General features: G+C 73.1%; 9 protein-coding genes and 1 pseudogene. 5 read left to right on the top strand and 5 right to left on the bottom strand.

The annotated features are described in order from the left end of the window. The first annotated feature begins 88 nt into the window (after positions 1–88). Positions 89–406, top strand: coding sequence for a hypothetical protein (locus EV383_RS07400; RefSeq protein WP_130289217.1), 318 nt, complete (start codon positions 89–91; stop codon positions 404–406). A gap of 24 nt (positions 407–430) precedes the next feature. Here EV383_RS07400 and EV383_RS07405 read toward each other — a convergent pair whose 3' ends face one another. The 4 genes from EV383_RS07405 to EV383_RS07420 form a co-directional block, all read right to left on the bottom strand. Beyond that, complete coding sequence (locus EV383_RS07405; protein WP_130289218.1) at positions 431–2,137, bottom strand: L-lactate permease; 1,707 nt, start codon at positions 2,135–2,137, stop codon at positions 431–433. 219 nt (positions 2,138–2,356) lie between these two features. After that, positions 2,357–3,724, bottom strand: coding sequence for a (Fe-S)-binding protein (locus EV383_RS07410; RefSeq protein WP_130289219.1), 1,368 nt, complete (start codon positions 3,722–3,724; stop codon positions 2,357–2,359). Positions 3,725–3,734: 10 nt separating this feature from the next. After that, positions 3,735–4,991 carry an FAD-binding oxidoreductase gene (locus EV383_RS07415; RefSeq protein ID WP_130289220.1) on the bottom strand — a complete coding sequence of 419 codons (1,257 nt, stop codon included), beginning with the start codon at positions 4,989–4,991 and terminating at the stop codon, positions 3,735–3,737. A gap of 49 nt (positions 4,992–5,040) precedes the next feature. Continuing rightward, a complete protein-coding gene (locus EV383_RS07420; RefSeq protein ID WP_130289221.1) occupies positions 5,041–6,495 on the bottom strand; it encodes an FAD-linked oxidase C-terminal domain-containing protein in 1,455 nt (484 codons plus the stop codon). Between the two features lie 215 nt (positions 6,496–6,710). On the opposite strand from EV383_RS07420, the gene EV383_RS07425 reads away from it, so the two are divergent. Both EV383_RS07425 and EV383_RS32015 read left to right on the top strand, forming a co-directional pair. Continuing rightward, positions 6,711–8,873, top strand: coding sequence for a malate synthase G (locus EV383_RS07425; protein WP_130289222.1), 2,163 nt, complete (start codon positions 6,711–6,713; stop codon positions 8,871–8,873). A gap of 120 nt (positions 8,874–8,993) precedes the next feature. Continuing rightward, positions 8,994–10,028 (top strand): annotated as a pseudogene (locus EV383_RS32015) (MFS transporter); the annotation flags it as partial. Between the two features lie 50 nt (positions 10,029–10,078). On the opposite strand, the gene EV383_RS07435 reads toward EV383_RS32015, so the two are convergent. Continuing rightward, positions 10,079–11,137 carry a helix-turn-helix transcriptional regulator gene (locus tag EV383_RS07435; RefSeq protein ID WP_130289224.1) on the bottom strand — a complete coding sequence of 353 codons (1,059 nt, stop codon included), beginning with the start codon at positions 11,135–11,137 and terminating at the stop codon, positions 10,079–10,081. A gap of 97 nt (positions 11,138–11,234) precedes the next feature. On the opposite strand from EV383_RS07435, the gene EV383_RS31625 reads away from it, so the two are divergent. Both EV383_RS31625 and EV383_RS31630 read left to right on the top strand, forming a co-directional pair. After that, positions 11,235–11,654 (top strand): VOC family protein, encoded by a 420-nt coding sequence (locus EV383_RS31625; RefSeq protein ID WP_207223458.1) that lies wholly within the window; start codon positions 11,235–11,237, stop codon positions 11,652–11,654. Then, positions 11,651–12,259 (top strand): YdeI/OmpD-associated family protein, encoded by a 609-nt coding sequence (locus tag EV383_RS31630; RefSeq protein ID WP_207223459.1) that lies wholly within the window; start codon positions 11,651–11,653, stop codon positions 12,257–12,259. The genes EV383_RS31625 and EV383_RS31630 overlap by 4 nt, the downstream gene beginning before the upstream one ends. The last annotated feature ends 176 nt before the right edge of the window (positions 12,260–12,435 follow it).

The raw sequence follows: 12,435 nt of genomic DNA on the forward strand, positions 1-12,435 counted from the left end.
TGGATACCGCCGAACGGCCCACCCCGAAGGCTCGTCAGTGCGCTACTTTCGGTCACACCCCAGCGACGCGACGGTACGGAGCACGATCATGAACCCCACGGTCCTCACGGCGGTGTCGGCCGCCGCTCTGGTGCTGGCGCTGGCCGTCGCGATAGGACTCGCCGTCCAGTCCCGGCGCCTGCACCGCCTGCGGGACGAGCTCGTCACCCGGAACACCGACGTCGCCTGCCTCCGGTCCGAGCTGGACACCGCCCGGCTGGGTGGTCCCGTGGCCGTCGAGGGCCCGGACCGGTCCTCGGTGGCCCGGCCCGAGGTACCCCGGCCGCGGGTCGCCACCAGCCCGACCGCCTGGCGTCGCGCGCGGGGCGGCGGCGCCGTCCGGACCCGCCGCAGCGTCACCCGCTGACCGCGGACCTCCCGCGGACGGCGGTCAGGGCAGCATCCAGCCCAGCACCGGCGTGGCCTGCAGCGCGATGATCCCGGAGAGCACCACCAGCATCCCCAGGCTCCAGCCGATGACCTTGCGCAGCAGCGTCCCCTCCTCGCCCTCCATCTTCACCGCGACGGCGGCGATCGTGAGGTTCTGCGGGGAGAGCATCTTGCCCAGCACCCCGCCGGAGGAGTTCGCCGCGGCCAGCAGGTCCGGCGGCAGCCCCGCGCCGTTCGCCGCCGTCACCTGCAGCGACCCGAACAGCGCGTTCGCCGACGTGTCCGACCCGGTGACGGCGACGGCGAACCAGCCCAGCACCGGCGACAGGAACGCCAGCGCCCCACCGGCCCCGGCGATCAGCAGCCCGATCGCGGTGGTCTGGGCCGAGGCGTTCATGACGTAGGCCAGCGCGAGCACCCCGGTGACGGTGACGATCGCCCAGCGCAGCTCGACCACCGTGCGCCACCACGTCGCCGCCGCGCGGCCGGCCCCCACCCGCAGCAGCAGCGCGACCAGGACCCCGGCGACGACCATCAGCGTCCCGGCGGTGGAGAACCAGGTCAGGGAGAACATCGTGGTGCTGCTCGGCTTGCCCGCCGCGTCGACGACGTCGAGGCCCGGCCAGGAGAACGCGATCTTCAGCGAGTCGACGGCGCCCTTGATCCCGGGCACCTGGGCCAGGGCGAACACGGCGACGATGACGACGTAGGGCGCGTACGCCCGGCGGACCTCGGCGGGGGTGTCGGGCACCGGCGTCGCCGTGTCCACGCCGCCGCTCGTGGAGCCCGTCGTCGCCCCGACGCTCGCGGTGGCCGGCGAGCGTGCCGCCCACACCGCGCCCGGGCGCAGCCGCGCCATCACCACGATCGCGATCGCACCGAGGAACGAGGCGACGATGTCGGTCAGCTCGACCGAGACGTAGTTCGAGGTGGCGAACTGCCCGACGGCGAACGCCACGCCGCTGACCAGAGCCGGTGCCCACGCCTCCCGCAGGCCGCGCTTCCCGTCGACGATGAACACCAGGATCAGCGGTACGAACACCGCCAGCAGCGGCGTCTGCCGCCCGACCACGGAGGCGACCTGGTCCAGCGGTAGCCCGCTGACCCGCGCCAGGGTGATCACCGGGACACCCATCGCGCCGAACGCGACCGGTGCGGTGTTCGCGACCAGCGCCACCACCGCGGCCTTGAGCGGCTTGAACCCCAGGGCCATCAGCATCACCGACGTGATCGCCACCGGGGCGCCGAAGCCGGCCAGGGCCTCGAGCAGCCCGCCGAAGCAGAACGCCACCAGGATCGCCTGCGTGCGGGTGTCCGACGACAGCGAGCCGAAGCTGCGCCGCAGCACGTCGAAGTGCCCGGTCGCGACCGTCATGTTGTAGACCCACAACGCGTTCACCACGATCCAGAGGATCGGGAACAGCCCGAACACCACACCGTGCGACGCGGCCAGCAACGCCTGCCCGACCGGCATCGAGAACCCGGCGACGGCCACCACCAGCGCGACCGCCAACCCGGACAGCGCCGCCCACTGTGCCTTGAGCCGGAACGCCCCGAGCAGCACGAACACCGTCACCAGCGGCAGCGCCGAGAGCAGGGCGGAGAGCAGCAACGATCCGCCCACCGCCTGCGGGTCCTGCTGGTAGGCCGCCAGGGAGGTGGACGGGACCGAGCTGGACGAGAAGGACAACGCCGACCATTCCGCCATGGGACGGGAGTGTGTCACCCGGCCGGGAAAGTCGCGCGTTGCGCACGATGCGGGACAGGATCATCGCCGTCGAACCGCCGCCCCCGACCCCGCCGGTCAGGCCGGTCGCCGTCGGTGATCCACCGTCCGCGCGCGGAGCCGGAGTTCGCGCGCGGCGGGACGCGCGCGTCCGCCGGTCCCGCGCGCGAACTCCGGATCACCGTGTGAGGGGTGGGGCGCTCAGCTCGTCGGGACCCGTGTGCCGCGGATGCTGGCGTCGAGCAGCTGCACCGGGTGCAGCAGCGGGACGGGGCCGTCGGCGCCCTCACCGAGGTACTTGCGGATCTGGAGCAGGCAGCCCGGGTTCGCGGTGACGACCACGTCCGGCTTCGCCTCCCGGATCTTCCCGGCCTTGCGCTCGCCCAGTTCACCGGCCGCGTCCGGCATGATCATGTTGTAGATGCCGGCCGAGCCGCAGCACAGCGCCGCCTCGGCGATGTCGACGAGCTCGAGCTCCGGGATCGTGCGCAGCACCGCGCGGGGCTGGTCGCGCACGCCCTGGGCGTGCCCGAGGTGGCACGCGTCGTGGTAGGCGACGCGGCCCTTCACCGGGGTGCGCGGGGCGCGCGGGCCGCCGTCGTCGGAGCGCGCGTAGAGCTCGGCGAGGACCTCGTGGACGTCACGGACGCGGGCGCTGAACGCCTTCGCGCGCTCGGCCCACTCGGGGTCGTCGGAGAGCAGGTGCCCGTAGTCCTTCATCGACGAGCCGCAGCCGGCGACGTTGGTGACGATCGCGTCGACGTCGAGGGTCTCGAAGCGGGCGATCGTCTTGCGCGCCCGGCCCAGCGCCGTCGCCTCCCGGCCGGCGTGCACCTCCAGCGCGCCGCAGCACTCCTGCTCGCGCGGGACCAGCACGTCGCAGCCCTCGGCCGACAGCACCCGGACCGTGGCCTCGTTGACCCGGTGGAAGAACACGTCCTGCACACAGCCCGACAGCAGCGCCACCCGCGCGCGCCGCTTCCCGATCGCGGCGGTGTGCACCGGCAGCGTCGCGAACGCCTCGCGCACCGTCACCGGCGGTAGCAGCGACTCCATCGCGGCGAGCCGTCCCGGCAGCTTGTCGGCCAGCTTGCGGACCGCGGGGACCTGGGCCAGCTTCTGATAGAGCGCGCCGGGCAGGGCCGCGGCGCGCAGCCGCTTCTTGTAGGGGAACAGAGCGAAGATCGCCTCGCGGAACAGGGAGTCGGCCTTCGTCCGGTTCACGTTGCGCTCGATCTGCGGGCGCACCGACTCGAGCAGCTTGTCGTACTGGACGCCGGACGGGCAGGCGGTGACGCACGCCATGCAGCCCAGGCAGTTGTCCATGTGCTCGGTGAACGGGCCCTCGAGGCCGATCTCGCCCTTCTCGGCCAGGTCCATCAGCAGGATCCGGCCGCGCGGGGAGTCCATCTCCTCGCCCCAGAGCTGGTAGGTCGGGCAGGTCGGCAGGCAGAAGCCGCAGTGCACGCAGTCGTTCAGCAGCTCGCGCTCGGGCGGGCGGATCGTGTCGAACGCGCTGGGACCCTGCTGCGGGATCTTCGATTCGGCGGAGCCGGCGGGGGTGCTCACGGGTACGTCCTCACATCCAGGGGTGGAAGCGGCCGGGGGAGAGCCGGCCGTCCGGGTCGAGCTTGTGCTTGATCGCCTTCAGGACCGGGAGACCCGACGGCGGCGGGCCCCACGCGGGGGCGTCGAGGTCGGCGGAGCGCGAGCGCAGCGACGACGTGCCGTTCGCGGCCGCGACCGCGTCGTGCGCCTCGGCCACGGCCGCACCCGGGACGGTCACCGTCGCCACGCCGGTGCCCAGGCCGGCCGCGACGGCCGTCGCCGGGAGCTCGGCGATCAGCGACGGCAACCGGGTCGGCGCGGCACCGATCCGCAGCACCGCACCCTCCGGGGCGGCGTCGGCGGCCGGGCCACCGGCGCCCGTGCCGTTGTCGCGCGAGCCGTTGTCGCGCGAGCCGTTGTCGCGCGAGCCGTTGTCGCGCGAGCCGTTGTCGCGCGAGCCGTTGTCGCCGAGGCCGTTGTCGCCGAGGCCGGGGACGCCCGCGACCAGGGCCGCGTGCTCGTCCCAGACCGCGTCGTCGACCTCGTGCGCGCCGTCGCCGAGCAGCTCCATGAGCCGGTCGACCCGCAGGTGCAGCGTCGACTCCCCGCCCTCGAGGCGGACCAGCAGACGGCCCGGGTCACCGGAGATCCACTCGCAGGCGATCGGCTCCAGCGGGCTCTGTACCAGCCGGGCGGTGTGCTCGGCGGCGGACGTCAGCGGCCCGTCGACGGCGACGGTCGCGGTCGCCTTCGGGACCGGGTGCAGCCGCAGCACCACCTCGACCAGCACACCGAGCGTGCCGTAGGAGCCGTGCAGGAGCTTCGCCATGTCGTAGCCGGCCACGTTCTTGATCACGTGCCCGCCGCTGCGCACCATCGTGCCGTCGGCGAGCACCGTCGTCGTGCCGATCACCAGGTCCCGCATCGAGCCGTAGACCAGCGCGGACGGGCCGGCGTCGGCGGTGGCCAGCAGCCCGCCGACGGTCGCGCCGCGCGGGATGCGCGCGGCGTCGAGGGCCAGGCGCTGGCGGTGCTCGCCGATCTCGCCGGCGAGGTCGCGCAGCGGGGTGCCGGCGTGCACCGAGACCGTCATGTCGCCCGGGTTGTGGGCGATGACGCCGGTCAGGCCGGTCGTGTCCAGGGTGGCGTCGACGTCGTCGAGGCGGCCGGCCCAGTCGGCGGCCGTGCCGGCACCGGCGATCGCGAGCCGGCCGGGTGTGTCCAGGACGGCGTCCCGGACCTCCTTCGGCGTGGTGGGGCGCAGCGTGGTGGGTGCGGCGCGGGTCATCTCGGTGGCCCTTCTTCGGACGGGTGCGGGGCGTGGACCGGGCAGGGGCTCACAGGCGCTCGATCGCGCCCTGCTCCTCGAGCGGGTGCGGGCGGTACTTGCCGGGCCGCTCGCCGCACAGTCGCGGGGTCGGGAACAGCTTGCCGGGGTTGCAGATGTCGCCGGGGTCGAACGCGGTGCGGACCCGGTGGAAGGCCTCCAGGTCGTCCTCGCCGAACATCGTCGGCATCGAACAGGCCTTGTCGGTGCCGATGCCGTGCTCACCGGAGAGCGACCCGCCCATCGCCACGCACAGCTCGGCGATGCCGGACGAGAGCTCCTCGGCGCGCTCGACCTCGCCGTCGGCCTCGCTGTAGAGCACCAGCGGGTGCAGGTTCCCGTCGCCGGCGTGGAAGACGTTCGCGACCCGCAGGCCCGCGTCGTCGGCCATCTCGGCGATCTTGTCGAGGACCTCGGACAGCCGGGTCCGGGGGACCACGCCGTCCTGGACGATGTAGTCCGGGCTGATCCGGCCGACCGCGGCGAACGCGGCCTTGCGCCCGCGCCAGATCGCCGCGCGCTCCTCGGGGGAACCGGCGATGTGCAGGCGGGTGCAGCCGTGCCTGTCGCAGATCGCCTTGACCTGCTCGAACTGGTCGTCGCACTCCTCGGCGGTGCCGTCGAGCTCGACGACGAGCGCGGCCGGGGTGTCGAGGGAGTAGCCCGCACCGGTGGCGCCCTCGGCGGCCTCGATCGCGAGCGCGTCCATCATCTCCACCGCGGCCGGCACGATCCCGGCCGAGACGATGTCGGAGACCACCTGGCCGCCCGCGGCGACCGAGGGGAAGTCGGCGAGCAGGGTGCGCATCGTCTCCGGCGTGCGCAGCAGCCGGACGGTGATCTTGGTGGTGATCCCGAGCGTGCCCTCGGAGCCGAGGAACACCCCGCGCAGGTCCGGCCCGGACTGCTCGGCCGAGTCCGACCCGAGCGTGACCAACGACCCGTCGGGCAGGACGACCTCGATCGAGAGCACGTGGTTGGTGGTGAAGCCGTACTTGAGGCAGTGCGCACCGCCGGAGTTCTCCGCGACGTTGCCGCCGATCGTGCAGACCTGCTGGCTCGACGGGTCCGGCGCGTAGTAGAGCCCGAACGGCGACGCGGCCGCGGTGATCTCCAGGTTCGTCACGCCCGGCTCCAGCACGGCGCGACGGTTCTCCGGGTCGACCTCGAGCACCCGGTTGAGGCGGTTGAGGCCGATCACGACGCCGTCGGCGACCGGGAGCGCTCCGCCGGACAGCCCGGTCCCGGCGCCGCGCGCGACGAACGGGACGCCGTGGCGCGCGCAGACCTTCACGCACTCCGCGACGGCCTCGGCGGTGCGGGGGAGGAGTACCAGCTCGGGCACGACCCGGTAGCCGGTCAGCCCATCGCACTCGTAGGTGCGGGTCTTGATGGGGTCGGACAGCACGTCGGCGGCACCCAGGACGCCCACGAACTCGTCGACGATCCGGCGGTCCAGTGGCATCGATGCACTCCCTGTCGCGCAGTGGTGGTGGAGGCCGGAAACGGGTACCCGCGTTCCGGCCGGTCGAGCGGAGAGGTGGATGGAGACTACGACGACCCACCGACAGTTCGCCCGACTTGGCGGTCACGACCTGACGCCGCGAACTTCCATGATGCGAAAAACTACTTCCACTGGTAGACAGTGGACCAGATCGAGCCCTGCACCACGCAGAGAGGATGGTCACAGTGGCTGACGCCGCCGGACTTCAGGTGGACGACAAGCTCCGCGCCTTCGTCGAGGGCGAGCTGCTCGCCGACGTCGACGTGAGCGCCGAGAGCTTCTGGGCGACGCTCGCGCGCCTGCAGGAGCGGTTCGCGCCCCGGATCGCCGACGCGCTCGCCCTCCGCGACGACCTCCAGGCGCGCATCGACGCCTGGCACGCCGAGCACGGCGCCGGGTCGCGTGACGACTACGAGAAGTTCCTGACCGAGATCGGCTACCTGCTCCCCGAGCCGTCCTCGGCGCCGACGATCGACGTCGACCGGGTGGATCCGGAGATCGCCGAGGTCCCCGGCGCGCAGCTGGTCGTGCCGTCGACCAACGCGCGCTTCGCGCTCAACGCCGCGAACGCCCGCTGGGGCTCGCTGTTCGACGCCTACTACGGCACCGACGCGCTCCCGCAGGACCACGAGCTCGCGAAGGGCTACGACGAGAAGCGCGGCGCCCAGGTCATCGCGGCCGCCGACGAGCTGCTCGACGAGCTGTTCGCGCTGGCCAAGGGCTCGCACGCCGACGTGACCGCCTACCGCGCCTCGGTCGAGGGCCTGGTCGCCGACACCGCCAACGGCACGGTCGGCCTCGCCGACCCGTCCGCGTACGCGGGCTTTCGCGAGACCGACGGAGACGGCAGGGGCGCGGTGCTGCTGGTCCGCCACGGCCTGCACGCCGAGCTGACGATCGACCCGACCACGCAGGTCGGGCGCCAGCACCACGCCGGCGTCTCCGACGTCGTGCTCGAGTCGGCCGTCACCACGATCGTCGACCTCGAGGACTCGGTCGCGACCGTCGACGGCGAGGACAAGTCGCTGGCCTACCGCAACTGGCTCGGTCTGATGACCGGGGACCTGACCTCGGAGTTCCAGCGCGGGGAGAAGACGATCACCCGCCGGGCGAACCCGGACCGCGAGTACACCGGCGCCGACGGGAAGCCGCTCACGCTGCCGGGCCGCTCGCTCATGCTGGTCCGCACGTGCGGGCACCACATGACCACGAACGCGGTCCGCACCGCCGACGGCGCCGAGGTCAACGAAGGCGTGCTGGACGCGCTGGTCGCGGCCACCGCGGCGCTCTACGACCTGCAGGGGAAGGGCCCGCACACGAACTCGCGCGCGGGCAGCGTCTACATCGTCAAGCCCAAGCAGCACGGCCCGGACGAGGTCGCCCTGACGGTCGAGCTGTTCGCGGCCGTCGAGGAGGCTCTGGGCCTGCAGGCGAACACGCTCAAGATCGGCATCATGGACGAGGAGAAGCGCACCACGCTGAACCTCGCCGCCTGCATCGAGGCCGCCCGCGAGCGCGTCATCTTCGTCAACACCGGCTTCCTCGACCGCACCGGCGACGAGATCCACACCTGCTTCGCCGCCGGGCCCGTCCTGCGCAAGGGCGACATGAAGTCGACGACGTGGCTGCAGACCTACGAGGACCGCAACGTCGACGTGGCGCTGGCCGCCGGGTTCGAGCACTCCGCGCAGGTCGGCAAGGGCATGTGGGCCAAGCCGGCCGCGATGGCGGAGATGCTGGAGCAGAAGATCGGGCACCCGAAGGCCGGCGCCAACTGCGCCTGGGTGCCGTCGCCGACCGCCGCCACCGTGCACGCGCTGCACTACCTGCGCGTCGACGTGCACGCGGTGCAGGACGAGATCGCGAAGCGGAAGACGGCCGACCGCCGCGACCTGCTGGAGCTGCCGCTCTCGGACCCGTCGACGCTGTCCGACGCCGACCGCACGCACGAGCTGGAGACCAACGCGCAGTCGATCCTCGGCTACGTCGTGCGCTGGGTCGGCCTGGGCATCGGCTGCTCCACGGTCCCCGACCTGGAGGGTGTCGGTCTGATGGAGGACCGCGCCACCCTGCGGATCTCGAGCCAGCTGATCGCGAACTGGCTCGCCCACGGCGTCGTCGACGAGAAGACGGTCCGCGACACGTTCGCGAGGATGGCCGCCCTCGTGGACGAGCAGAACTCCGGCGAGCCCGGCTACCGCCCGATGGCGAGGGACCTCGAGGGCAGCGAGTCGTTCCAGGCCGCGCTCGAGCTGGTGTTCACCGGCAGGACCGAGCCCAACGGCTACACCGAGCGCACGCTGACCCAGTGGCGTCAGCGGGCCAAGTCCAACGCCTGATCCCGCAGTTCCGACGAGCGTGACGCTCGTGGCGCCAGACGCCACGAACGTCACGCTCGTTCGCGTCGTCCGAACGAGGAGGAGAGGCCGGTGACCGGCGTGGAGCAGGGTCGGGCGTGGATGCGGCCCGCGGTGGCGTTGTTCGGCGTCGCGTACGGGGCGAACCAGTTCAGCCCGCTGATGGTCATGTACCGGGAGCAGGGCCACTACTCGGCGACGGTGGTGGCCGCGTTCTTCGCCGTCTACGTCGCGGGTCTGGCGCCCGGCCTGCTGATCGGCGGTCCGGCGTCGGACCGCTGGGGGCGGCGCGCGGTGCTGCTCCCGGCCGCGGTCGTGTCGATCCCGGCGAGCGCGGTCATCGCGCTCGGCGCGTTCTCCGAGGCCCTGCTCTACGCGGGACGGCTGCTGTTCGGGGTCTGCATCGGCGTCGCCATGGCGGTGGCGACGACGTGGGTCAAGGAGCTCTCCGGCCCGCCGCACGACCCGTCGGCCGACGACGGTGCCGGCGCTCGCCGGGCCGCGATCGCCCTGACCGGCGGTTTCGGTGTCGGGCCGCTCGTCGGCGGGTTGCTCGCGCAATTCGCGCCGCTGCCGATGGAGCTGCCCTACGTCGTGCACATCCTGCTCATGGTCCCGGCCGTGTGGCTGCTGGTCCGCGCGCCGGAGACCCGGCCGTCCGGCATGCGGTCGACGCGCTCGCTGCTGGCCGACCTGAAGGTCCCGGCGGCGGCGCACCCGCGGTTCGTGTGGCTGGTGCTGCCCGCGGCGCCGTGGGTGTTCGGGGCGGCGTCGCTGTCGTTCGCGGTGCAGCCGACGACGCTCGGTGGCGCGGTCGGCTCGTACGGGCTCCTGGTCGCCACGCTGATCACCGCCGTGACGCTGACGTCCGGCTTCCTCGCCCAGTACCTCGCCCGCCGGGTGGACGCGCGGTCGCGCCTGGCCGGGACGCGGATCGGCATGACGCTCGTGATCGCCGGGACGCTGGTGGCCGCGGTGACCGCGGCGACGCAGTCGATCCCGGTCGCGTTCGCCGGTGCCGTGCTGTTCGGGGCCGGCTACGGGTTCACGCTGCTCTCGGGCCTGCAGGAGGTGCAACGCATCGCCGCGCCGGAGCACCTGGCCGGTCTGACCGCGGTGTTCTACACGCTGACCTACGTCGGCTTCCTGCTCCCGCTCGTGCTCTCCGCGCTGACGCCGGTGGCGTCCTACCCGGTGCTGCTGGGTGCCGTGGCGGTGCTGGAGGTGGTGTGCCTGGCACTGGTCGTCGCCGGTGCCCGTCGACGCTCGGTGACAGCGACCTCCTCGCGCGCGCCGGCCGGGTCCCGCGCGTAGCGCGCGACCAGCTCCGCGCCGAGCCGGGCGAGCTCGGCCTTCACCGACTCGGGCTCCACCACCTCGACGGCGTCGCCCCATCCGGCCAGGTCCTGCGCGATCGACAACGGCGTCGGTGCCGCGACCCGGATCCGTGCGCGGCCGTCGTCGTCGATCCCGATCTCCTCGCTGTGCCGGCCGAAGCGGTCGCGCAGGATCGGCGCCAGCCGCGCCGCGATCAGCACGGTCGCCGAGAGCGGGGACCGGCGCTGCTCCATCGCGTCGACGACGCGCTCCCACTCGACGGAGAGGTCGAAGCCCTCCGGGCGGTGGGCGGGTTCGCCGGTCACGGTGACCGTCACCATCCGGTCGACGCGGAACGTGCGCTGCCCGCCCTCGGTACCGGCGACGAGGTACCAGACGTCGTCCTTGTCGACGAGCCCCCACGGGTCGACGAGCCGCTGCGAACGGCGGCGGTCGCGGCCCTCGTAGACCAGCGAGACCTTCCGTCTGCGCACCACGGCGTCCTGCAGCGCGCCGACCGTCGCGGGGCGTTCGCGGTCCCGCTCGCCCCACCGCGCGGGGTCGACGACGACGGCGTCCGCCGCCGCCTCGGCGTCGGCCCGGAACACCTCCGGCAGCGCGCCGACGAGCTTGCGCAGCGCGGAGCGGACCGGCGGCGCGACCGCCGCGGCGGGCCCGGCGAGCAGGAACAACGCCGTCGCCTCGGACGAGGTCAGGCCGGTCAGATCGGTGCGGGCCCCGCCGACGAGTGACCACCCGCCGCCGCGCCCGGCCTGGGCGTAGACCGGGACGCCGGCGCTCGACAACGCCTCCAGGTCCCGGCGGGCCGTCGCCACCGAGACCTCGAGCTCGTCGGCGACCTCGGCGGCGGTCACCCGGCCACGGGCCTGCATCAGGAGGACGGTCGCGACGAGCCGGTCCGCACGCATACCGGGAATGTTCGCAGGAAAAGTGTTCAGAAGATGAGCACTTCACCTCCGCAGGATGGCTCTCGCCCCCATCGCCCCGACCGCGAGGAGTCCCGAGATGTTCCGAGGGTTCGCCACCATCAGCTTCTACGCCGACGACCTGGCCGTGGCCCGCGACTGGTACTCCACGCTCCTGGGCGTCGAGGCGTACTACGCCTACCCGCCCGCCCCGGCGGCGCCCGCGTACGTCGAGTTCCGGATCGGCGACGACGCGGACGAGCTCGGCATCATCGACCGCCGCTACGCCCCGCCCGGGGCCGCCAACCCGCCCGGCGGCGCTGTCATGTTCTGGCACGTCGACGACCTGCCCGGCACGGTCGCGCGCCTGCTGGAACTGGGCGCCACGGAGTACGAGCCGGTCACCGAACGCGGGGCGGGTTTCACCACGGCGTCGGTCGTCGACCCGTTCGGCAACGTCCTCGGCGTCATGCACAACCCGCACTACCTGGAGATGCTCGCCGCCCGGAGCGGGTCGTGACCGGGATCCTGTCGGCCGACCGGGCGCAGTGGCGTGCCTGGCTGGCTTCGCAGAGCGGGACCGCCGAGGAGATCTGGCTGGTCATCCCGCACGCGCGCCACCGCACCTCGGAGAACCCGGGGATCAGCCACCGCGAGGCGATCGAGGAGGCGCTGTGCTTCGGGTGGATCGACAGCCACGCCCGCGGGTACGACGAGGGCTCGATGGTCCAGCGGTTCTCCCCGCGCGGTCCGCGCAGTACGTGGAGCAAGGTCAACCGCGAGCTCGTCGAGCAGCTGGACACCGCCGGGCTGATGACCCCGGCGGGACGGGCCGTCGTCGACCTCGCGAAGCGGACCGGCACGTGGTCGGCTCTCGCGCAGGCGCAGGACGGCATCGTCCCCGACGATCTCCGGGCCGCCCTCGACGCCGCCGCCTCGGCGTTCGTCGACGCGCTGTCCCCGTCGTCGCGGCGCTCGATCCTGGAATGGGTCGCCCGCGCGAAGCGTCCCGACACCCGTCGACGCCGGATCGCCCGGATAGCCGACTGCGCCGCGGTCTCCACAACCCCGCCGGAGCTGAACCTCCGCACCCGCGCGACCCCTGCCGCGGTGGCGACCAGCTGATCGACGCCTCGGATCGGCCGTCGTCGCGACGGGGGCAGCGCCTGAGTGCCGACGATCGCGGCGAGCGTCACGAAACGGCGGTCGGCTCGACCAGAACGTGACCCCCGATCGGCGCGGGCCTCTACAAGCCCACCGAGATTCACGAAAAGGCGATCCTGCCGGCCACAACGTGACGG

This window comes from Pseudonocardia sediminis (genome assembly GCF_004217185.1).
GTDB lineage: Bacteria > Actinomycetota > Actinomycetes > Mycobacteriales > Pseudonocardiaceae > Pseudonocardia > Pseudonocardia sediminis.